Origin of the sequence: Streptomyces sp. NPDC086080 (genome assembly GCF_044540255.1) — a bacterium.
GTDB lineage: Bacteria > Actinomycetota > Actinomycetes > Streptomycetales > Streptomycetaceae > Streptomyces.
The window spans coordinates 114,548-135,593 of sequence record NZ_JBITRU010000004.1 but is presented as its reverse complement, the minus strand read 5'-3'; the positions used below and the strand labels follow the sequence as shown (position 1 = coordinate 135,593).

The 21,046-nt window shown below is 68.4% G+C and carries 16 protein-coding genes and 2 pseudogenes; 10 read left to right on the top strand and 8 right to left on the bottom strand.

Features of this window, described 5'->3' with window-relative positions; translation table 11 throughout:
* Positions 1 to 312 precede the first annotated feature (312 nt).
* On the top strand, positions 313 to 1,878 hold the full coding sequence (locus ACIF9R_RS06605; protein ID WP_399975225.1) for an FG-GAP and VCBS repeat-containing protein: 1,566 nt from the start codon (positions 313 to 315) through the stop codon (positions 1,876 to 1,878).
* 130 nt (positions 1,879 to 2,008) lie between these two features.
* Here the strand turns inward: ACIF9R_RS06605 and ACIF9R_RS06600 are convergent.
* A pseudogene (locus tag ACIF9R_RS06600) lies at positions 2,009 to 2,194 on the bottom strand (elongation factor Tu); the annotation flags it as partial.
* Positions 2,195 to 2,494: 300 nt separating this feature from the next.
* Here ACIF9R_RS06600 and ACIF9R_RS06595 point away from each other — a divergent pair.
* Together ACIF9R_RS06595 and ACIF9R_RS06590 are read left to right on the top strand one after the other, a co-directional pair.
* Entirely contained in the window at positions 2,495 to 4,315 is a 1,821-nt protein-coding gene (locus ACIF9R_RS06595) for an RHS repeat-associated core domain-containing protein (protein ID WP_399975223.1), read from the top strand.
* 40 nt (positions 4,316 to 4,355) lie between these two features.
* Positions 4,356 to 5,003: a hypothetical protein gene (locus ACIF9R_RS06590; RefSeq protein ID WP_399975221.1), complete on the top strand. Its 648-nt coding sequence runs from the start codon at positions 4,356 to 4,358 to the stop codon at positions 5,001 to 5,003.
* Between the two features lie 89 nt (positions 5,004 to 5,092).
* Here ACIF9R_RS06590 and ltrA read toward each other — a convergent pair whose 3' ends face one another.
* Both ltrA and ACIF9R_RS06580 read right to left on the bottom strand, forming a co-directional pair.
* Positions 5,093 to 6,352: a group II intron reverse transcriptase/maturase gene (gene ltrA / locus ACIF9R_RS06585; RefSeq protein ID WP_399975218.1), complete on the bottom strand. Its 1,260-nt coding sequence runs from the start codon at positions 6,350 to 6,352 to the stop codon at positions 5,093 to 5,095.
* Positions 6,353 to 7,633: 1,281 nt separating this feature from the next.
* Positions 7,634 to 7,819, bottom strand: a pseudogene (locus ACIF9R_RS06580) (carbohydrate-binding protein); the annotation flags it as partial.
* Positions 7,820 to 7,918: 99 nt separating this feature from the next.
* On the opposite strand from ACIF9R_RS06580, the gene ACIF9R_RS06575 reads away from it, so the two are divergent.
* The 4 genes from ACIF9R_RS06575 to ACIF9R_RS06560 all read left to right on the top strand — a co-directional run bounded on the left by ACIF9R_RS06575 (position 7,919) and on the right by ACIF9R_RS06560 (position 10,479).
* Positions 7,919 to 8,146 carry a YcxB family protein gene (locus ACIF9R_RS06575; RefSeq protein WP_399975216.1) on the top strand — a complete coding sequence of 76 codons (228 nt, stop codon included), beginning with the start codon at positions 7,919 to 7,921 and terminating at the stop codon, positions 8,144 to 8,146.
* A gap of 174 nt (positions 8,147 to 8,320) precedes the next feature.
* The gene (locus ACIF9R_RS06570) at positions 8,321 to 9,565 is read left to right on the top strand and encodes a hypothetical protein (RefSeq protein ID WP_399975214.1); all 1,245 of its coding nucleotides are present in this window, start codon (positions 8,321 to 8,323) and stop codon (positions 9,563 to 9,565) included.
* 153 nt (positions 9,566 to 9,718) lie between these two features.
* Positions 9,719 to 10,057 (top strand): hypothetical protein, encoded by a 339-nt coding sequence (locus ACIF9R_RS06565; RefSeq protein ID WP_399975761.1) that lies wholly within the window; start codon positions 9,719 to 9,721, stop codon positions 10,055 to 10,057.
* 152 nt (positions 10,058 to 10,209) lie between these two features.
* A complete protein-coding gene (locus ACIF9R_RS06560) occupies positions 10,210 to 10,479 on the top strand; it encodes a hypothetical protein (protein WP_399975210.1) in 270 nt (89 codons plus the stop codon).
* A gap of 409 nt (positions 10,480 to 10,888) precedes the next feature.
* On the opposite strand, the gene ACIF9R_RS06555 is transcribed toward ACIF9R_RS06560, so the two are convergent.
* From ACIF9R_RS06555 to rpsL, 5 genes are all read right to left on the bottom strand, one after another.
* Complete coding sequence (locus ACIF9R_RS06555; protein WP_399975208.1) at positions 10,889 to 11,776, bottom strand: hypothetical protein; 888 nt, start codon at positions 11,774 to 11,776, stop codon at positions 10,889 to 10,891.
* Positions 11,777 to 11,961: 185 nt separating this feature from the next.
* Complete coding sequence (gene tuf, locus ACIF9R_RS06550) at positions 11,962 to 13,155, bottom strand: elongation factor Tu (RefSeq protein ID WP_399975205.1); 1,194 nt, start codon at positions 13,153 to 13,155, stop codon at positions 11,962 to 11,964.
* Positions 13,156 to 13,324: 169 nt separating this feature from the next.
* Positions 13,325 to 15,451 (bottom strand): elongation factor G, encoded by a 2,127-nt coding sequence (gene fusA, locus ACIF9R_RS06545; protein WP_399975203.1) that lies wholly within the window; start codon positions 15,449 to 15,451, stop codon positions 13,325 to 13,327.
* Positions 15,452 to 15,490: 39 nt separating this feature from the next.
* Positions 15,491 to 15,961, bottom strand: coding sequence for a 30S ribosomal protein S7 (gene rpsG, locus ACIF9R_RS06540; protein ID WP_003974303.1), 471 nt, complete (start codon positions 15,959 to 15,961; stop codon positions 15,491 to 15,493).
* Positions 15,962 to 15,963: 2 nt separating this feature from the next.
* Positions 15,964 to 16,335, bottom strand: coding sequence for a 30S ribosomal protein S12 (rpsL, locus tag ACIF9R_RS06535; RefSeq protein ID WP_003948652.1), 372 nt, complete (start codon positions 16,333 to 16,335; stop codon positions 15,964 to 15,966).
* 489 nt (positions 16,336 to 16,824) lie between these two features.
* Here rpsL and ACIF9R_RS06530 point away from each other — a divergent pair, with 489 nt between their 5' ends.
* From ACIF9R_RS06530 to ACIF9R_RS06520, 3 genes are all read left to right on the top strand, one after another.
* Positions 16,825 to 17,568: a Crp/Fnr family transcriptional regulator gene (locus ACIF9R_RS06530; RefSeq protein ID WP_399975200.1), complete on the top strand. Its 744-nt coding sequence runs from the start codon at positions 16,825 to 16,827 to the stop codon at positions 17,566 to 17,568.
* 280 nt (positions 17,569 to 17,848) lie between these two features.
* Positions 17,849 to 18,748 carry a hypothetical protein gene (locus ACIF9R_RS06525; protein ID WP_399975198.1) on the top strand — a complete coding sequence of 300 codons (900 nt, stop codon included), beginning with the start codon at positions 17,849 to 17,851 and terminating at the stop codon, positions 18,746 to 18,748.
* On the top strand, positions 18,745 to 21,039 hold the full coding sequence (locus ACIF9R_RS06520) for a hypothetical protein (protein WP_399975195.1): 2,295 nt from the start codon (positions 18,745 to 18,747) through the stop codon (positions 21,037 to 21,039). The genes ACIF9R_RS06525 and ACIF9R_RS06520 overlap by 4 nt, the downstream gene beginning before the upstream one ends.
* Positions 21,040 to 21,046 lie beyond the last annotated feature (7 nt).

Genomic DNA, 21,046 nt, shown 5'->3' with positions numbered 1-21,046 from the left:
GAGCCGCGTCCATGACAACATATTTATAACGACATTACCCACTATGGGGGTCCCGCACAGGCTCACCACAAAACCTCTGGACGATCTGCTACCCCCACTGACCTGCGACAAACCATTTCGGCCAACCTCCGCGCGGCCGGCCGATCGCACGATCGACCGTGATCGATTCGACACGATCACCGGGATAACCTGCGGCGTCATCACACGGACCGATCGCCCACGACGGCTGTCCGAACCGTCCCGCACCGAGGTCCCGACAGCGGAATCCCGCCATGGGCAATCTCCACACGGCCGCAACAAAGTGAAGGGCTCATGGCCGAAGACAAGACCCGCACGGCATCCAGGCGCAGACCGAAGGCATGGCAGTCGGCCGTCGCCCTGCTCGTCATCTGTGCAGCCGCAGTGACATCGACCGTCCTCATCGCCGGTTCGGGAGATGCGGCCAGGCCCTACGACTTCAACGGTGACGGTACGCCGGACTTGGTCGTTGGCCTGCCCGGCGACACCGTGGGGGGGCATGTTCGTGCCGGGTCGGTCGTCGTAGCCAACGGAACCTCCACCGGGCCCGCAAGCACCTCCCTGCGCATCGGCCAGGACTCCGCAGCGGTGTCGGGTGCCGCCGAGACCGACGACTCCTTCGGACAGACCTTTACCAGCGGTGACTTCAATCGAGACGGATACGCCGACCTGGCGGTCAGCACTCCGCTGGAGGCGCTTGGCACAGTGACGGGCGCCGGATCCATCACCGTGCACTACGGCACATCCAAGGGTCTCTACGGTTCCCGGGTTGACGTCTTTCACGAGGGCACCCCTGGTGTCCCTGGCGACCCAGGCATCGACCGGATCTTCGGATATTCCCTGGCAGCCGGCGACCTCAATGGGGACGGTTACGCCGATCTCGCGGTGGGACAGCCCCTGGATTCCGCCGAGGGAAGGTCAGGAGCCGGTTCGATACGGCTGCTGTTCGGCTCCGGCGATGGACTCACCGCCGACTCGGCGGTGTGGCTCGACCAAGGCAGCCCCCATGTTCCCGGGGGGCCGGAGGTCGGCGACCGGTTCGGCGAGCGACTCGCCGTCGGCGATGTCAACGGGGATGGGCACGGCGACCTCGTGGTGTCGACGATCGGCGAACAGATCGTCGGCAGCTCGGACCGTGGCTCCGTTCTTGTTCTCTTCGGCCCGTTCGACGACGGTCCGACTGCTGGACAGTACATCGGTTCCACACACATGGACGGCGTCAGCGAATTCTCCGGCACAGCCCTTGCCGTGGGGAACTTCAACGACGATCCGTATATGGACGTGGCAGTCGGCGTCTCCGACCAGCCGGTCGGCACAAGTGGCGCCGCCGGCCGCCTTGCAGTTCTGTACGCAGATGAGGAAGGTCTGTCGTACGACCGCGTAAGGATGTTCGACCAACCGTCCCCCGGGATCAACAGCGCCGCCGAGCCAGAGGACTATTTCGCAAGTTCACTGGCTACGGGCGACTTTGACGGGGACGGCATCGACGATCTGATCGTAGGAATGCGTAGCGAGGCCGTGGGATCGGCGACGGGCTCCGGTTCCTCCATGGTGCTTTTCGGCAGTCCCGACAGCGGCATCACCACAGCCGGGCGCGTAACGGCCCACCAGGACTCCCCGGGCGTACCCCGGTCAGTGGGCGCCGGCAACCACTTCGGCTGGACTGTCGGAAGCCTCGACACAGATGGCGACGGCCGGATGGAAGTCCTGATCGGCGCCCCTGGCGACGGCGCCGGCACGGTGACCGTGGTCAAGGTGGCCCCCGGCAAGCTGGAGTCCGCCCAAGCCGTCTCGCAAAGCAGCCTCGGCGGAGCACCCGGAGCCGACGGCGACGCCTTCGGCATCGCACTCCCCCACTGACCGGAGCAGGTCCGTCCCGTCCTCGAAGACCTCGGCTGCCGACGCCGTGGTGGCCCGGGTGAACCAGACGTTCAGTGTGCCGACGTCCCCGCGTCCCAGCAGCTTGCGACGCGCTCCCGGTCCTCGTCGGTCGGATGATCTTGGTGACCTGGCCGGCGCCCACGGTCCGGCCACCCTCACGGATGGCGAACTTCAGGCCCTCCTCCATGGCGACGGGCTGGATGAGCTCCACCTTCATCTCGGTGTTGTCACCCGGCATGACCATCTCGGTGCCCTCGGGGAGGGTCACCACGCCGGTCACGTCCGTCGCACGGAAGCCATATCGCGCTGCTACGCCGCCGTACGGAGTCGTTCCCCCCGCGTCGAAGCGCTGCAGTGATCACGGTGGGCCGGGGCCGGGGCCCACTGCCGCCCAGGCCCCTCTCTGCCAGTGGAGCAACTTCTCGTAGCAGAAGGAGAGGACTCCACAGAGCACCTCTCCCGTCGGCTCAGCTGAGGCATGCAGCGTGCCGTAACGGCAGCCAGCACGTGTTGACGAGCCGCCCGAGTCGCCTGTCTCGGCGCACACCGGCTCGGTGGGGAAACTGCCCGTCCCCGAGCGCACCCGCACCGCGTGATGCCTACGCGAAGTGACCGCAAGCCTCCCCGTACCGGCAGCACGGACGCGAGCGGTTCGCACACGGCGGCGTTCGACGCGCTGGGGCGTCTGGTGCGGCAGGGCGACGACACGCTGACCTACGCGGACCATTCCAACAACCCGGTCGCCACGGCAGCCGGCCTGGTCTTCCGCGACCCGGCGGGCGAGGCGGTGTCCTCCGCTCAGGTCGGCGGTACGAACGCCACGGCGCTGCTGTCCGACGTGCACGGCGATGTCACCGGCGCCTTCGCCACGGCCACGGGCACCCTGGCCGGCTCGACGGGCTACTCGCCCTACGGCAAGGTCACAGCGGCGTCGGGCAGCACCGGCCCGCTGGGCTACCAGGGCGAGTACACCGACCCGGACACCGGCCAGGTCAACATGCACGCCCGCTGGTACGACCCGGACACGGGCGGCTTCTCCTCCCGGGACTCCTGGACCCTGAACCCGGTCCCGTCCATCAACGCCAACCGCTACGGCTACGGCAACGGCAACCCTCTGCTGAACACGGACCCGAGCGGACACGACCTGTGCCTATGGGGCGTGTGCGCCCCGAGGGATGTCGAGCGGGGCATCCGCCAGGCGGAGAGGTACGCCAATTCGGCGGGCAAGGCCGCCAAGTCCGGGGCACGCTGGCTCGCGAGGAACCCCGGCAAGGCGCTGCGCTTCGCCGGGAAGCGGGCCCTGGGGCCGATCGGCTGGGCCTGGGAAGCGTACGACCTGTATCAGAACCGGGCGAACACGAAGACCCACTGGGCCCCGGTCCGCGAGTACAACGACTACTCCACCGGCCCGTATCGCGGAGCCGTCGTCAGCCCGATCCGGCAGAACCCGGGCTCCAGCGACCTCGTGCGCACCGGCTTCTGGTCGGGCGGGGGCGGCGGAGGCGGAGCGGGACCCAGCACGTGCAGCTTCGGCTGCGCCGACTTCGGCCCGCCTCCTCCTCCGCCCCCGCCGCAGTGGCCCGATCTCATCAAGGATGCGCTGCATACGGCAGCGGAACGGCCGGTCACCAGCGCGAAGACGGACACTGAGCACGACGAGTTCGTCGACGACTCCTTCACCAAGTCGCTCAAGGAGCTCGGGTTCTCCGCCGAGGACCTCGCGGAGTACTTCAAGCACTTCCCCGACGGCAGCGGCTTCTGCGCCGGCGGCCTCCTCGGCCTCCAGTGCACGGGTGGCGGCAATCTCCTCGACCCCGACACCGGCGTCGCCTACTGCAACCCCGGGGCAGGCTGGACACCGGGCAACACCTGCGTACCGCTGCCCGGCCTGGGCGGTCCGTCTCCTGCGGCGGGAAGCTGTGGCGTCGACACATGCGATGCCGCAGCGCTCGCTGCTGGGGCCAAGAAGCTCGCAGACGACATCCACAGCCGGATCAACCCCCCGTTCGTTGCCGAGCGCTTCAGGACGACGGCCGTGACGGTCGCACGCAAGGCCGATGGTTCGCTCGTCAACATAGTCAGTGGCGCTGGCAAGGGGCTGTCGAAGGACCAGCTCGGCTATATCGGCTCGCTGGGGCGCTCTGACATTATTGTTGCGACCAATATCGCCCAGGCCCACGCGGAGGAAACAGCTGTCCACTTCATGGCCCTGAACGGCCTGACACCAGTAGCCGGTGGCGTGTCACGTAACGCCTGCGCACCCGACGGCTGCGAGGAATTCCTGGGTGAAGTGGGGGCGGAAATGGTGGGACCAGTTACTCTTGGGACGCAGGCGAAGATACCGGGACAATCCATGTATGCATGGCGAAACCATGAAGCATGGACGAATTACCTGGCGGCCATGGGATATCGGTGAGCGTGATGGGGGCCCAGTGGACTGGCGTTACGATGAGAAGTTGGCGGCGCAGATCCAGCGGATGGACCGGGCGCAGCGGCATCAGGCGGTGTTCCTGGCGCTGCGTCGGCTGCAGGCGCCTCTGCTGGACATCGAGATGCCCGGGGACTGGGGAGTCGACCCGGCAGCGGTCGATTCCCTGCTCCGCTGCGGTGCGGGGCGGCTGGACGGTGAGCCCGACGACGTGTTCCAGCAGGCCATCGCTGAACTGAGCCGTGCACCGCTGTTCGAGTCGGAGATCGATCCAGACCTCACCGGGAGCTTCCAACTGGAGGCGATCGGTGGGTGGATCTTGCTGGGAGAAGCCCTGGGTGAGATAAGCGAGGTCCAGACTGACAGAATCATCATCCTTGCCCGAGAACAGGCTGATTATCTCGACGAGTGCATTGATGGCACGCTGATGGCGGTGGAAGGGGAAGAACGCCGCGAGACCTACCTCGGGAGTGTCGGAGACCGCCTCCGCGTATATGGCCTGGGATACTTCGCCACCAGGAACCTTGAAGTCGAAGAGCGGTGCCATGAAGCCATCCTGGCTGCTTCTGCCAGTGGCGATCTGCTCACCTCTGGGGCATGGCCTGATCTGCTGAACAGCTGTGACGACTACAGCAGTGAGATGGTGTCAGTCCTGCATTCATTCCCGAGGCAATAGCGGGTCGGGTAGCCCGAGGGGATCTCACCCTCGGGCTCCCACAGATCCGTACGTGACAGTCTCCCGTCATACGGCTCTTGTCGTTCTGGTCATCTGACGGCCGGTTTCACCCAGGCCCAGTGCGCGAAGTACCGGGGCTGACGCGCGACGGCATCACGCATCGCCTGGACGGCCTTCTTCCAGGTGTTCAGCCTCTTGTACTTGTTCATGATCCACCGCAACAGGTAGGTGTTGATGCGATGGAGCAGGGCGGACAGCTCCCATCGGCGGTGGGTCCCGTAGTAGGCCATCCATCCCCGCACGATCGGGTTGATCTTCCGTGCGAGATCCGCTTCGGTGCTGTTGACGCGGCGGTGCAGCCGCCATGACCGCACCTCCGCGTTCATCTTCTTCAGGGCGTCCTTGCTGACCGCTGGTTGGAACAACGTGTACTGCACGCCGTCCCTCCGACGAGCCGAACGAGGCTGGAAGGTGAACCCCAGGAACGTGAACGACAACTGCTCGAAGGAGCCGCGCCGGTTGCTGTCCTTGCAGTACACGATCTTTGTCTTGTCCGGGTGCAGCTCCAGCCCGACCTGCTCCATCCGCTCATGAAGTGCGGCCAGGACACGCCTGGCCTGCCACTCGGTAACGCAGTGGATCACCGCGTCATCCGCGTAGCGCTCGAACGCGACGGACGGGAACTCCTTGTCCAGCCAGATGTCGAACGCGTAGTGCATGAAGAGGTTCGCCAGGACGGGTGAGACCGATGAGCCCTGTGGGGTTCCCCGGTCCCGCTTCTGCAAGGTCCCGTCGGGTAGCTGCAGATCGGCGGCCAGCCACCGCTTCACATACAGCACCACCCAGCGGGCATCGGTATGCGCCTCGACGGCCTTGATCACGAGGTCCCACCGGACGCTGTCGAAGAACTTCCGGATGTCGAGATCGATCACCCAGTTGTACTCCCAGCAGCGTTTCCGGCAGGTCCCGACCGCGTCCAGGGCCGAACGGCGGGGCCGGTAGCCGTAGGAATCAGGATGGAACAACGGTTCCACCCGTCTCTCCAGATGCGCGGCCACCACTGTCTGCGCAACCCGATCGGCGACGGTGGGCACCCCGAGCACACGGACGCCTGCGGCGCCGTGAGCCTTCGGGATCTCCACCGCCTTCACCGGGGGCGGGAAGTAGGTCCCCGAGGACATCCTGTTCCAGACCTTGTACAGGTTGTTCTTCAGGTCCTTCTCGAACGCCTCGATGGACTGTCCGTCCACCCCGGGTGCTCCCTGATTACCCTTCACCTTGGTCCAGGCGTCCCACACCTCCGACTTGGAGATGTCGAACGGCTTGACAGATGCTTTCAGCTGGCCCATCGGGCTCCTCCCAGAGCTCTGGTTGGCCGGACAAACAACAGCCACGAACGACCCGGCTCCTTCGCTCCACCCTCGTTACAGGGGCTTCGTCACTACTACGGGCCGGTCCGCCGGCGCGTCCGGCCCGGTACTCGAAGTCCCTACGGGATACTCCCGACCCGGGCTCTCCCGGGTGACCGCGTCGCTGAACGCGGCCATGCCGGACACGCCTTCCCACGTTCCGTACGAGAGCGGCAGACAGAGCTCACGTCACCTCTACGCCGGACGCCGCCCGGCCAGTCGACGGGCTCCCGCCGGGCTTGTCCCGGAGTTGAAGACACACCCCGGTTTTGACGCCATCTGAAAATTTTCCGACGCTTCGCCAGTGATCGTCTCCCCTGTCCCCACCTGACGCCTCCCAGGCGCCTTTTCCTCATCGCTCACCACGACAGTCTTCAGCCAACGCAGCATGAGGCGGTTTGAAGCCTCCCCCCGCAGGGCGGCTCCGAAGGGCCAATCCTTCATCTCCCGTACAGCACCGCATCCAAGATGCTCATCTACCTACATCCGGGCATCCTCTCTGCATTCGTGGCACACGTCTTCGAACTTGATGGGGGTGCGGCGGTGACGGGTAGGCTTGCCGGTCACGGTGTGTGATGTGGTGGGGTGTGGGTGCCCCGGACGCAAGTGGCCCGCGGGCCTTCGTGATCATGGTTGTTCTCTACGCAACGATCGTGAAATCCCAGGGGCTTGGACATCGACGACACCGGGGGCGGCGGGGGCGGCGGTCTGCGACGGCTCTCGTACCGTCGTGCAGGCCCGGCCGCGACCTGCACCTGTCCTGGCCGATCGTGCAGCGCTGCTTCGAGGACCACGCCGCGAAGGTGATGCCCGCGACCCCGCCTGCGACCGAGGCGATCGGGATGGACGAGACCCGGCGGGGCAGACGATGACCCCGACCACTGGACCATCGCCGGGCGCCCGGGCCGTGGCTCGGACTTCGGATACTTCGAGGGCAGTTTCACCGAGTTCTTGTACACCTTTGTATGGGACACCATGGAAATGCCCTTCATTTCCGAGCGCGAGGGTGGCGTCCCGATCCCGTTCGACCCGGATACCGGGGAGTGGCTGACAGGCGGTGCCGGTGAGCGGCTGGCCGCATACAGCCGTTTCGCAACCGACTGACGACGTATCCCGCCGGCCTCCTGTGGGAGCAGGGCGTGGGGCCCCGGGTGTGCCGCGTCGGCGCGCCCGGGGCTCTGTGTCTCCGCTTCTCCGTGAGGATGGGTCGGGCGTGGGTGAGACGCGCTGCCACAGGGCCGGGACGTTCGGGGGCTGCCAGCCGGTCTGGGCCTGGTGGCCCTGGAGACAGGGGTAGGTGGCGCCGCCGTAGGTGACGGTGTCGCCCGCCCGGTGGACGGTGCCCGCGGACCAGGTGCTGCCGGGTTCCTCCTCCCCGGGCGGGTCGTCATCGTCGCCGCCGGTCGTCTGGTTCGGGCTGGTCCTGGCGCCCAGGATGACGGCTCGGTCCCAGCAGCGGATCCATGAGGTCCAGGGGAGCGGCGGATCACTGTCGACGAGTCGGGGGTGTCCGTCGAGACGGACCACACCTTCGCCAGGTTCGACTGGCCGGCGATGTCCCGGTACGTCGAGACACGTCGTCTGTACGTGCTGGTCAGCGCCGACAAGCGGGCATCGTGCCTGGTCATTCTGCCCAAGCGGGGGGTGGGCGGGCGGGACGAGTCCGTGCGGTCGCGTGCCCTCTTGGACGGACACCTCGCCGGAGGTGAACGGCGGTTTCCGGCGTCGTCCTGAGCGGCGTCATGGCCGGTGCGTGGCTCAGGGCCGTACCGGTTCGATCACGGCTTTCGCACGGTCCCTGTGCACAGCCTGTGGTGGCAAAAGACAATGCCCTTCGGTGATCCTGCGCGGTGTGGCCGTGCAGCCCCACCGCCGCTGTGTACTGCACCGTTTCCGATGAGAGAGCCCGTGAGCACCGTCCCATCTCCCGAACACCCCGACGAGCGGCCCGACGAGGAGTCCTCGATACCCGACGAGCAGTGGGAGGCGTTCCTGCGGGACGCCTCGGAGGGTGGCGGGGCTCCGGCGCCCGAGGAGCCGTCGGCGCGGGCCCGGATGGTGACCCGGCGGCTGCGGGAGGAGGCCGATGCGCAGCAGCGCGGCAGCAGTACCCGCCGCCGGTGGCGGGTACGGCTCGGGCGTCGTAAGAAGGCGCGGGCGGCGGAGCCCTGGGCCCCTTCCGGCTGGCGTACCGGGCCTGTGTGGCAGGAGATCAATGGCAGGGCGCACCGTCGGCGTCAGGTCTGGTCGGCCCTCGGTGTGCTGCTGGCGGTGGCGGTCGCAGTGGTCGCGGTCCGTCCCTCGCTGTTGCTGGACCGGCTGCCCGGCTACGATTCGACGGCAGCCGCTTCCCCCTCACCACTGCCCGCCGAGACGGTCCTGCCGACCGGCGCCCCGGCCGACGTCGAGCAGGCCGGGACACCCACGCGCGAGCACCCGTTCCGCGGCTCGCCGGCCGAGCGGTGGGCCGACGGCGCGGACGCCATCGAGCTCCCGCCCGCGAAGGCGGTCGGCGGGATGAGCAAGGACGATGTGGCGCTCGCGCTGCGTCGCACCAAGGAGTTCCTGGTCGACGCCAACCTGGACGCGGCCGTCCTGCGCGGCGGGCAGCCCACCCGGGCGCTGTCCCTCCTCGAACCGAAGCAGCCGGCCCTGCTGTCGCAACTGGAGCGGTCGCTTCGCGAACCATCGCGGAACGACAACCCCCTCGGCCTCTTCAGTCGCTTCGACCCGGACGAGGCGCGCGTGGCCGGGGAGGTGGTCAAGGTGCGTGGCCATATGACGTTCGAGGCCGGCGAGACGGGCGAGGTGCGGGTACACGCGGACTACACCTTCGTCTACCCGCTGGTCCGGGCCGACGGAGACGGCGACCGAGTGGCGCGTACCATCGTCCGCCGCGACGTGACCATGACCCTGGCCGACCCGGCCGAGTGGATCGTCACCAAGGGCAAGCTCACGCTCGAGTCGTACGCCTCCGAGTTCTTCAACAGCGAGTGCGACATCGACGACGGCTACTTCCATCCCGTCTTCCCCGGCGACGCCCCCACTGGCGCCCCGGCCACCGGCCCGTCCAAGGACCCCTACGATCGCAGGCAGTCCCTGATGGATGAGGAGGCGCAGCACGAGGAGTGCGGGACGGTCACCCGTACCTGACGGGGAGCTGGAGCGGGACCTGACGGGCCTCAGCCTGGATCCACCGCGCGATAGGCGGTCTGTGGGCGGCGAAATGAGAAGAGGTGCCCGCTGACCTGGGATGATGGGAATTCCTACGCCCTCATCAGTCCCACGAAGCAAGGCATCTCGTAAGTGAGAGTCTTCCACAGCCCGGCGGCGCAGTTCGCCGCGTTCGACGACCTGGACCGGGTCGCGCATGCCGGGCTGGTCCCGACAATGCGGCTGGCCGAGCGGTGCGGTCTGCCCCGGTTGGCGGCCGAGCAGGTGAAGCTCACCGGCGCGAGGAACGGTGCCGGTACGGCAGCCGACGCGAAGGCCCTGTCGATCGTGGGCGACATGATCGCCGGGGCCGACAGCATCGACGACCTGGATGTTCTTCGGCCCGGTGGCCTGCCGCGAAGCAAACGGGCGCGCAGGGCCGTCGCCTCGCCCGCGACTACGAGACCCTCACCACCAGCTCCGAGGCCGTGATCCACATCGCGTCGATCGACGACCTCGCCAGTGCATAACGGACGACCTGGCGAGGAGTCCACGTATGGCTCAGGTGCGGCGGCGAGGGGTGAGGTGGATACGGGCGCGGGGTTGTGCGGAGATCCCGCCATGGCCCGGTGCCTCGATGGAGGGTGCCATCTCGACCGCGCCGGGCAGGGGATGCTGTCACCGATGAGCCGCGGCTGGACGCTGTCCACTGCCTGCCGGTCCTGCCTCAGTGGGGCGTCGTCAAAGATCACGGTGATCGAATCGGCGTCGGCGTAAACGCGAACGAGACGTTCATGCGGGCTGAGGTGTTGCGTGCGTCGCGTGCGGCAGTTGCTGTCGCCGTGCTGTGCGGTTTCGTGGTGCAGGCCGATCTGGCGGCGGCCTCCGATGTGGACATCGTCGGCGGCGCGTAGGCCTCAGTGGGCCGCTCCGTCGCAGCCGACGGCGGTTCCGGTCCGATGTTCGGGGAGGAGGCGTCGGCTGCTGCCGGCAGTGGCGAGACCACGCAGGCCACCAGGCCGCCCTCGCCGAGGCGAAGGACGGCGGCGAGCGTGCGGAGGTCGACGCGCTGCGCACCGAGTACGCCACGACCTACGCCAACCCCGATGGGATCACTCTCACGCTGGAGGACTCGGCGGTCCCGTCGTCGAAGACCTCGGCTGCCGACGCCGTGATGGCCCGGGTGAACCAGACGTTCAGTGTGTCGACGTCCCGGCGTCCCAGCAGCCTGCGACGCGCTCCCGGTCCTCGTCGGAGACCGTGAGGCCCCGATGACGCAGGGGAGCTGCTGGGTGGGCTGTGACGGTAAGAAGGAGAGGTCCATCAGTCCGCGAGCCCCGAATCCTCGGCCGGCGCGAAGAGCTCCGCCGCCGACCTCGCCGTGACAGCCCTCTCGAGCCACAGGTCCAGTACCTCGGGGTCACCACAGCCGGAAATCCGCTCCCGGTCCTCTTCGCTGAGCTCGACACCCCGGTGGCCCAGAAACACCAGAACGGCCTCTGCCCGGCCCTCGGCGCGGAGCTGCTGGGCGGTCTGTGACTGGAAGAAGGAGAGGTCGACGGCCATGAGATGCCTCCAGAGATCCGCGGCCTGCGTCGTGCCCAGGCCCTGTTCCATGAGTTCGATGAAGGTGCCTGCGGTGCTCTCGTCGTCGGCCGACAGGCCTTTCAGTGCCTTGGCCAGCGCATTCAGTATGGCATCGGCTTCCGGCTCGCAGCGGTGCAACGCTGCCGACAGGATCGTGAGCGGGATGTCCCGGGCGGCTTCGTCGGGGCTGTCGATCACCGGCACGTTGTCGGGGCCCAGGACCAGGGGCCGCAGGGTGAGCGAGGGCCACTGGCGCGGGCCGATGTCGAACTGCCGGGCCGCCCAGGCAGCCGTCTTGCGGTCCGGGCACACGACGAGGAGGACCGGCGGGACGCGGTACTTGGCGTACACGTGGGAGAGGTAGTAGGCCCAGCTCGCCGGCTTGTGCGGGCTCGGCTTGCTCTGCGACTCGACGGCCAGGACGAACGCGCCGTCCTCGGTGTCCATGCGCAGCAGCGTGTCCACCCGCCGCTCCAGCGGCCGGGTCTCCGTGAGGTCGGTGGAGAGCTCCGAGGCGGACACGGGCGGGGGGAAGGCGACGCCGAGGTTCCTGGCGACGCGCGCGAAGAGGCCCGGTTCCTGCTGGAAGATCCGGTGCAGGGCCTCATGGGATGAGCTGACCATGAGGCGAACGTAGGGGGGAACGGCATGTGCTGCCCGCATAGGGCCCACTCTTCGCACGATCGAGCGACCGTAGAGGCGCATGCGTTGACGCCCGCACCGCGAAAGCGAAAGGGCCCGTACGACCGAAGTCGTACGGGCCCTCTCAGGTGCTCGCAAGCAGGAGCTACCAGGTCAGATCAGCAAGCTCACTTGTTGATCTTGGTGACCTGGCCGGCGCCCACGGTCCGGCCACCCTCACGGATGGCGAACTTCAGGCCCTCTTCCATGGCGACGGGCTGGATGAGCTCCACCTTCATCTCGGTGTTGTCACCCGGCATGACCATCTCGGTGCCCTCGGGGAGGGTCACCACGCCGGTCACGTCCGTCGTACGGAAGTAGAACTGCGGGCGGTAGTTGTTGAAGAAGGGGGTGTGACGGCCACCCTCGTCCTTCGACAGGATGTAGGCCTGGGCCTCGAACTCGGTGTGCGGGGTGACCGAGCCCGGCTTGATGATGACCTGGCCGCGCTCGACGTCCTCGCGCTTGATGCCGCGGAGCAGCAGACCGACGTTCTCACCGGCCTGGCCCTCGTCGAGCAGCTTGCGGAACATCTCGATGCCGGTGACCGTGGTGGTGGTCTTCTCCGGCTTGATGCCCACGATGTCGACGGTCTCGTTGACCTTGAGGACACCACGCTCGATACGACCGGTGACGACGGTGCCACGACCGGTGATCGTGAAGACGTCCTCGATCGGCATCAGGAACGGCTTGTCGACGTCGCGCTCGGGCTGCGGGATGCTCTCGTCCACGGCCTTCATCAGCTCGAGGACGGTGTTGCCCCACTCCTTGTCGCCCTCGAGGGCCTTGAGCGCCGAGACCTTGACGACCGGCAGGTCGTCGCCCGGGAACTCGTACTCGGAGAGCAGCTCACGAACCTCGAGCTCGACGAGCTCCAGGATCTCCTCGTCGTCCACCATGTCGGCCTTGTTCAGGGCGACGACGATGTACGGAACACCGACCTGGCGGGCCAGGAGCACGTGCTCCTTGGTCTGCGGCATCGGGCCGTCGGTGGCCGCGACCACGAGGATGGCGCCGTCCATCTGCGCCGCACCCGTGATCATGTTCTTGATGTAGTCCGCGTGACCGGGGCAGTCGACGTGGGCGTAGTGACGCTGCTCGGTCTGGTACTCGACGTGGGAGATCGAGATCGTGATACCGCGCTGGCGCTCTTCGGGAGCCTTGTCGATCTGGTCGAAGGCCGAGGCCTCGTTCAGGTCCGGGTACGCGTCGTGCAGCACCTTGGTAATGGCGGCCGTGAGGGTCGTCTTACCGTGGTCGATGTGACCGATGGTGCCGATGTTGACGTGCGGCTTAGTCCGCTCGAACTTCGCCTTCGCCACTGGGGTCCTCCTGTGGAGTGGTTCTGTACGCCTTGCTTCAACGGCGCCAGGTGATCTTTGCTGGGAAACCCGGGCCCGGGACATTCCACCGGGGTGACGGCGGAATGTCCCCTGCAGGCTCCGGGGTCAAGCCTAAAGCGTGGATACGGAGTCCGTTGAACGGAGTCCGCTACTCGCCCTTGGCCTTCGCGATGATCTCCTCGGCGACGTTCCGCGGAACCTCGGCGTAGGAGTCGAACTGCATGGAGTAGCTGGCACGGCCGGACGTCTTGCTGCGCAGGTCGCCGACGTAGCCGAACATCTCCGAGAGGGGCACGAGCCCCTTCACGACGCGGGCACCCGCCCGCTCCTCCATGGCCTGGATCTGGCCACGGCGGGAGTTGATGTCGCCGATGACCTCACCCATGTAGTCCTCGGGCGTGGTGACCTCGACGGCCATCATCGGCTCCAGGAGCACGGGCGAAGCCTTGCGCGCGGCCTCCTTGAAGGCCTGCGAACCGGCGATCTTGAACGCGAGCTCGGAGGAGTCGACCTCGTGGTAGCCACCGTCGATGAGCGTGACGCGGACGCCCGTCATCTCGTAGCCGGCCAGGATGCCGAACTGCATGGCCTCCTGGGCACCGGCGTCCACCGAAGGGATGTACTCCTTCGGGATGCGGCCACCGGTCACCTTGTTCACGAACTCGTAACTGGCGTCGCCGCCCTCGATCGGCTCGATCGCGATCTGCACCTTGGCGAACTGACCGGTACCACCGGTCTGCTTCTTGTGGGTGTAGTCCACGCGCTCGACGGCCTTGCGGATCGTCTCACGGTACGCGACCTGGGGCTTGCCGACGTTGGCCTCGACCTTGAACTCACGGCGCATACGGTCGACCAGCACCTCGAGGTGCAGCTCGCCCATGCCACCGATGATGGTCTGACCGGTCTCCTCGTCCGAGTGGACCTGGAAGGACGGGTCCTCCTCGGCCAGGCGCTGGATCGCGACGCCCAGCTTCTCCTGGTCACCCTTCGACTTGGGCTCGATGGCGACCTGGATGACCGGCGCCGGGAAGTCCATGGACTCCAGGATGACCGGGCTCTTGTCGTCGGACAGCGTCTCACCGGTGGTGGTCTGCTTCAGGCCCATGACGGCGACGATGTCACCGGCGCCCACCGACTCGATCTCCTCACGCTTGTTGGCGTGCATGCGGTAGATCTTGCCGATGCGCTCCTTCTTGCCCTTCACGGAGTTCAGCACCGCGGTGCCGGACTCCAGGCGGCCCGAGTAGACCCGGACGAAGGTGAGCTTGCCCAGGTGCGGGTCGCTCATGATCTTGAACGCGAGCGCGGCGAGGGGCTCGTCCTCCGACGGCTTGCGCTTGATGACGACCTCGGGGTCCTTGACGTCGTGGCCCTCGATGGCCTCCACGTCGAGCGGGGTCGGCAGGTAGCGCACGACCGCGTCGAGCAGGGGCTGAACGCCCTTGTTCTTGAACGCGGTGCCGCAGAACACCGGGGTGACGGTGGTCTCGGTGGACTTGCCGGAGGCGATGGTGATGCGACGGATCGCGGCGTACAGCTGCTCCGTGGTGGGCTCCTGGCCCTCCAGGTACAGCTCCATCAGCTCTTCGTCGTTCTCGGCGACGGCCTCGAGCAGCTTGCCGCGCCACTCCTCGGCGGCCTCGGTGTGCGTGGCCGGGATGTCGACGACGTCGTACATCTCGCCCTTGGTGGCCTCGGCGGACCACACGTAGGCCTTCATCGTCACGAGGTCGACGACGCCCTTGAAGTCCGCCTCGGCACCGATCGGCAGCTGCATGACGAGCGGCTGCGCGCCCAGGCGGTCGCTGATCATGTCGACACAACGGTGGAATTCGGCACCGGTGCGGTCGAGCTTGTTGACGAAGCAGATACGCGGAACGCCGTAGCGGTCCGCCTGACGCCACACCGTCTCGGACTGCGGCTCGACACCGGCGACACCGTCGAACACCGTCACGGCACCGTCGAGGACGCGCAGCGAGCGCTCCACCTCGACGGTGAAGTCGACGTGGCCCGGGGTGTCGATGATGTTGATCGTGTAGTCGTTGTCCTCGAGCGGCCAGTGACAGGTGGTCGCGGCGGAGGTGATGGTGATACCACGCTCCTGCTCCTGCTCCATCCAGTCCATGGTGGCAGCGCCCTCGTGGACCTCACCGATCTTGTAGGAGACGCCGGTGTAGAACAGGATCCGCTCGGTGGTCGTCGTCTTGCCCGCGTCGATGTGGGCCATGATCCCGATGTTGCGGACCTTGGCCAGGTCAAGTGAAGTGGTAGCCATAAGGCTTCAGTCTTCTCTCGGTCTCGATGTGGGTAGCGACTACCAGCGGTAGTGCGCGAAGGCCTTGTTGGACTCGGCCATCTTGTGCGTGTCCTCGCGCTTCTTCACAGCGGCGCCGAGGCCGTTGGAGGCGTCGAGGAGCTCGTTGAGCAGACGCTCGGTCATGGTCTTCTCGCGACGGGCGCGGGAGTAACCGACCAGCCAGCGCAACGCCAGGGTGTTGGCACGACCGGGCTTGACCTCGATCGGAACCTGGTACGTGGCGCCACCGACACGGCGGGACTTGACCTCGAGGGTCGGCTTGATGTTCTCCAGGGCGCGCTTCAGCGTGATGACGGGGTCGTTGCCCGTCTTCTCGCGCAGACCCTCCATGGCGCCGTAGACGATGCGCTCGGCGGTGGAGCGCTTGCCGTTCAGCAGCACCTTGTTGATCAGGGAGGTCACCAGAGGAGAACCGTAGACCGGGTCGATGATGACCGGGCGCTTCGGGGCGGGGCCCTTACGAGGCATTCTTACTTCTCCTTCTTGGCGCCGTAGCGGCTGCGGGCCTGCTTGCGGTTCTTGACACCCTGGGTGTCGAGGGAACCGCGGATGATCTTGTAGCGAACACCCGGCAGGTCCTTCACACGGCCGCCGCGCACGAGCACGATGGAGTGCTCCTGCAGGTTGTGCCCCTCACCCGGAATGTAAGCGGTGACCTCGATCCCGCTGGTCAGACGCACACGCGCGACCTTACGCAGGGCCGAGTTCGGCTTCTTCGGGGTGGTCGTGAACACACGCGTGCAGACGCCGCGACGCTGGGGCGAACCCTCGAGTGCGGGCGTCTTGTTCTTCTCGACCTTGTCCTGCCGGCCCTTCCGGACCAGCTGCTGGATCGTAGGCACTACTTCTCCGGTTTCTGTGTGCCGAATGGTGAAGCTAACCTGGAACGTCGCCGACCCACGCGGTCGGGTGTGTCGAATCCTGCGGACTCCCGCCGCAAGGCAGAAGAAGGCGCTGAATCACGGTGGCCGTTGCACAGCCCCCGGTGCGGTGTGATGGCACGCACGAAGGCCAGGGCACACCCCAGGCACAAGGTCTGAGCGTACCTACCTCACGGACTCCGGTCAAAACAAATGGAGCGCGGCCCGACACGCCGGACTCCTCCCGCTTCGCCCCGCCGCGTTTCCGAACCCTTCCGAACCCTTCCGAACAGACCGTAACCGGCGCCGCCCACGGACAGCGGCGGGTCCCCGGCCGGCCGATGGCCTGCCCGCGACCGATCCGTGGCCGATCCGTGGCCGATATCCCGTGTTGGCCGGATCGCGCCCTTTACACGGGCGGTGCTCAGTACTTTGATCCGTCCGCCGCAGACGAACGGGGGGGTTCAGCTGATGACATCGGCGCCGTACGGACCGGACGACAGCCGTCTGGAGGACCGGGTACCTTTCCTGGCCCGTCTGGAGAGCCAGGAAAGGACCGCACTGCTCTCGCTCGGCCGCGAGCTGCACTTCGCCCCACGGGTCGTCCTGCTGCACCAGCGCGAGCCGTCCTCGCACGTCCTGTTGCTGGTCCAGGGCTGGACGAAGGTCACGGCCGCGGCGGCCAACGGCTACGAGGCGCTGCTCGCCCTGCGAGGCGCCGGCGACGTCGTCGGCGAGTCGGCGGTGCTGACCGGGCGCCCCCGGTCGGCGACGGTGACCGCGCTGGAGCCGGTGCGGGCGGTGGCCGTGGAACACCTGCGCTTCAAGGAATTCCTGGGCCACTCCCCCGCGGTGTCCTTCGCCCTCCTCGGCCTCACGGCGGACCGCACCCGGGCGGCCGACCGGCGGCGCCTGGAGTTCGCGTCGATGAGCGTCCGTCAGCGTTTCGCGGTGTTGCTTCTCGATCTGGCCCGCAGCCACGGCCGCCGTACCTCCGAGGGCATCGAGCTCGCCGTGCCGCTCAGCAAGCAGGAGCTCGCGGGCTCGGTCGGCGCATCGCGGGAGATGGTGCAGCGTCTGCTGCGGGAGCTGCGCGAGAAGGAAGCCGTCTCGACCGGCCGCCGCACGCTGCTGATCCTCCGCCCCGACATCCTGCGCCGCATCGCCACCGACCAGCCGACCCCAGGCATCCCGTCCCCCCGAACCCCCGGCTGACCGACGCCCGGCCCCGCAATCCAGCCCCTCCGGCGTTTGAGGAGCGGGGTCCGGGGTGGAGCCCCGCAATCCAGCCCCTCCGGCGTTTGAGGAGCGGGGTCCGGGGCGGAGCCCCGGGGGTCGGGACGGGAAGGGGCGGCGGGGGCGAGAGAACCGACGCACCACCACGCCTCTGTGCACACGGTCACAGTTCCAGTGGGTCATACGCCCTCACGCCCCACCCCCCGCTCCGGACACTCTGCTGCCCTGCCCCGCCATCCCCACCGTCCGAAGGGCGACCATGACCGACCCCGTGAGCCGCACGATCCTGTTGCTGGACATCGAGAAGTACAGCGACCGGGACGACGTGGAGCAGGCGTACCTGCGGCGCATGCTGTACGACGTCACCGACCGCGCGCTGGAAGCCGCCGGCATCGACGAGACCCTGCGCATGCGGGCCGACCGCGGTGACTCCGTGATGGAGCTGATCGACGCGAACGCCTCGGTCACGGCGCTGCTACGAGCCCTGCTCACCGAGGTGCCCGCCCAGTTGCGGGCCGTCAACCGCATGGCGTCCCGCTCCGCGCAGATCCGCCTGCGCGGTGTCGTCGCCAGCGGGTACGTGGCCGTCGACCGCCACGACGGCTGGGTCGGATCCGACCTGAACCACGCCTGCCGCCTGCTGGACGCCGCCCTGCTCCGCGCGGCCCTGCGGGAACGCGACGACGACTTCGCCCTGTGCGTTTCGGACTCCCTGTACACCGGCGTCGTACGACACGACCACCCCGGCGTGCCGGCCGCCGGCTTCCACCGCGTGACGGTGGACAGCAAGAACGGCCCGCTGACGGCGTGGCTGCACGGCCGCGTACCGGAGATCTCCGGCCACCGCGGCGAGGACCACGGTGACCGGGGGGCGGGGGAGGTGCCGGGCGGCCCGGGGGACCGCCCGGCACCGGCCGCGACCCCGGCTGCCCCGCAGAACGGACCGCAGAACGGACCGCAGAACGGTCCGCACCAGAACCGCCCGGCGCCGGCCGGACATCGGGGAGCCCCGGCGCCGGGCCCGGCCTTCGACATCAGCGGAGGCACGGTCAGCTTCGGCGGCGGTTACGTCGCCGGGGACCAGCACGGCGTCTCCGGCGGCCAGGTCACCGGTGATGTCGTGATGGGCAGCAAGACGGAGCGGGGTGAGCGGCCGTGAGCGGCCAGGAACCGCCGGCCGCGGGCCCGAACGACGGCAGAGCGGCGGGCGGTGGCCCCTCGGCCGCCCCCGCGCCGAGCGAGGCTCCCGCCGACGAGACCCCCAAGGACGGCGCCGCCGAGGAGTCGGAGGAACGCGACCAGCCGCAGACCGCCTGGTCGGCCCGGCGCGACCTGGTCGACCACAGCCCGCGCACCATGAGAGTCGGCTCGCGGTCCACCTTCGGCGGCGGCTACACCGAGGGCGACCAGCACGGCGTCTCCGGCGGCCGGGTCACCGGCGATGTGGTGATGGGGACCAAGACGGTCCACCACTGGTCGCTCCCAGGACTGTCCGCGGCAGCCCCCGCCGCGGGCGAGATCCCCCGCACCACCCTGGACCGGCTCGCCGCCTCCTTCGTCACCGTCGGCGACACCTTCGAGAGCCTGGTGGACCGGCTGCGCCGCGACCGCGTCCTGGTACTGTCCGGCGCCCGCTTCACCGGCCGGCGCACGGCCGCCCTGATGCTGCTGCACCGCGTGGGCGCCACCCCCGTACTCGCTCTGGACCGCGACACCACACCCGGCTCCCTCGCCGATCGGTTCACCGCACGTGACGCCGACGACGGCACAGCCACACCCACAACCACAGGCTCGGGCTCGGGCTCGGGCTCGGACACACCCTCCACCCGCGCCCGCGGCTACGTCCTCTGCGACCTCGCGACCCACCGCGGCAACGCCCTGCGCGAGAACCACCTGCTCGGTGCCGCGGACCGGCTCGCCGAGCAGGACGCCTACGCGGTGATCACCGTCGGCCCCACCGCCGTCCTGGAGGACGACGTGTGCGCCGCCGACTGGCGTCCGCCCGCGGCCGAGGACGTGCTGGCCGCACATCTGCGTGCCCGCACCACCGAGGAGACCGCCGAACGCCTGCTGGGCCTCCCGAACGTCAAGGAGTTCCTGGACCGCGGCCACCAACTGCGCGAGGTCGCCGCCTTCGCCCAGCTCCTCGGCCGGTACGCGGCGGGTGAGGTCACCGAACAGGCGGTCGCGGACTTCTCCCTCGTATCGCTGGAGAACCAGGTCCAGGAGTGGTTCGAGGAGGACGAGAACGTCATCCACCTGCGCGACAAGGCGTTCCTCATCGCGCTCGCCGCCTTCGACGACGGCCCGTACGCGCTCACCGCCGAACTCAGCGACCTGCTCTACGGCCTCCTGCAGCAGACGGAGAACCGGGCCCGGGTCCCCGAGATCCCGGTCTTCGGCACCCACATCGGCAAACGGCTCCAGCTCGCCCGCGCCGACCGCCACGAGGCCGAGGAACACACCGAGTGGGGCCCGGTGACCCAGACCAAGGCCGCCTTCCACGACGAGCGGGCCGCCCTGGTCCTGCTGCGGGAGGTGTGGACCGGCCACCCGTCGGCCCGGCCCGCGCTGGTCGCCTGGCTGCGCCACCTCGCCGACGACGGCCGGCCCCTGGTCCGTACCCGGGCCGCGTCCACCGTCGCCGTCCTCGCCCGCACCGACCTGCCCTCCGCGATGGCGCTGGTCATAGAGCCGTGGGCGACCTCCAACCTGTTCCGGCACCGGCTCGTGGCCGTCAACTCGCTCACCCTGGCCCATCACATCGGCACGCCCAACATCCCGCGCATCCTCGACGCCTGGTCCACGGCCGAGGACCGGCGGCTGCGCTGGGTGGCCGTCCGGGCGTACGCGCTGATCGGCCCCGAACGGCCCGCCCAGGCCCTCGCCGCGCTGCGCGACGCCACCCGCGCGCTGTACCGGCACCTCGACGACCCGGACGACTTCGACGTGGAGATGGCGCGGGAGCTCGCCGAGGCCGTGGAACTGCTGCTGCTGTCCCCGGCCGACGCCGAGGTCCTCGCCGGCCTGCTGGCCCGCCTCGACGACGAGCGGGCCGTGCGCGACCTGTCCCTCGGCGGCTTCGTCAACGCCTGCCGCCGTACCGAGGGCGACGAGCGGTACGGCACCCCGCTGGTCCTCAGCTGGTACGCCCGAGCCTCGGCCGACGACGACCGGACCGCCCCCCAGGGCATCGCGCGCCTGTGGCGGGAGGCGCTCGGCGACCCGCACTACACGGGTCACGCGCTGGAGGTGCTGCGCGACTGGGTGCTGATCGCGAGCCGTTCCACGACCGCTGAGTGGGCCCTCGCCGCGCTGCTCCCGACGCTCGTCACCACACCGACCGAGCACCAGCGGCTGAGCCATCTGCTGCGCACCATGCCGGGCGAGGACGGCAACCCTCCGCCCGAGGTCACCACCCGCCTGCTGAGCACGCTCCCGTCCCGCTGACCCGCTC

Bases quoted from the DNA above. Each gene is read 5' to 3' on its own strand.
- fusA (WP_399975203.1), bottom strand. From the start codon at position 15,451: ATGGCTACCACTTCACTTGACCTGGCCAAGGTCCGCAACATCGGGATC.
- ltrA (WP_399975218.1), bottom strand. From the start codon at position 6,352: ATGGGCCAGCTGAAAGCATCTGTCAAGCCGTTCGACATCTCCAAGTCG.
- ACIF9R_RS06595 (WP_399975223.1), top strand. From the start codon at position 2,495: ATGCCTACGCGAAGTGACCGCAAGCCTCCCCGTACCGGCAGCACGGAC.
- ACIF9R_RS06605 (WP_399975225.1), top strand. From the start codon at position 313: ATGGCCGAAGACAAGACCCGCACGGCATCCAGGCGCAGACCGAAGGCA.
- ACIF9R_RS06555 (WP_399975208.1), bottom strand. From the start codon at position 11,776: ATGGTCAGCTCATCCCATGAGGCCCTGCACCGGATCTTCCAGCAGGAA.
- ACIF9R_RS06525 (WP_399975198.1), top strand. From the start codon at position 17,849: ATGACCGACCCCGTGAGCCGCACGATCCTGTTGCTGGACATCGAGAAG.
- rpsG (WP_003974303.1), bottom strand. From the start codon at position 15,961: ATGCCTCGTAAGGGCCCCGCCCCGAAGCGCCCGGTCATCATCGACCCG.
- ACIF9R_RS06530 (WP_399975200.1), top strand. From the start codon at position 16,825: ATGACATCGGCGCCGTACGGACCGGACGACAGCCGTCTGGAGGACCGG.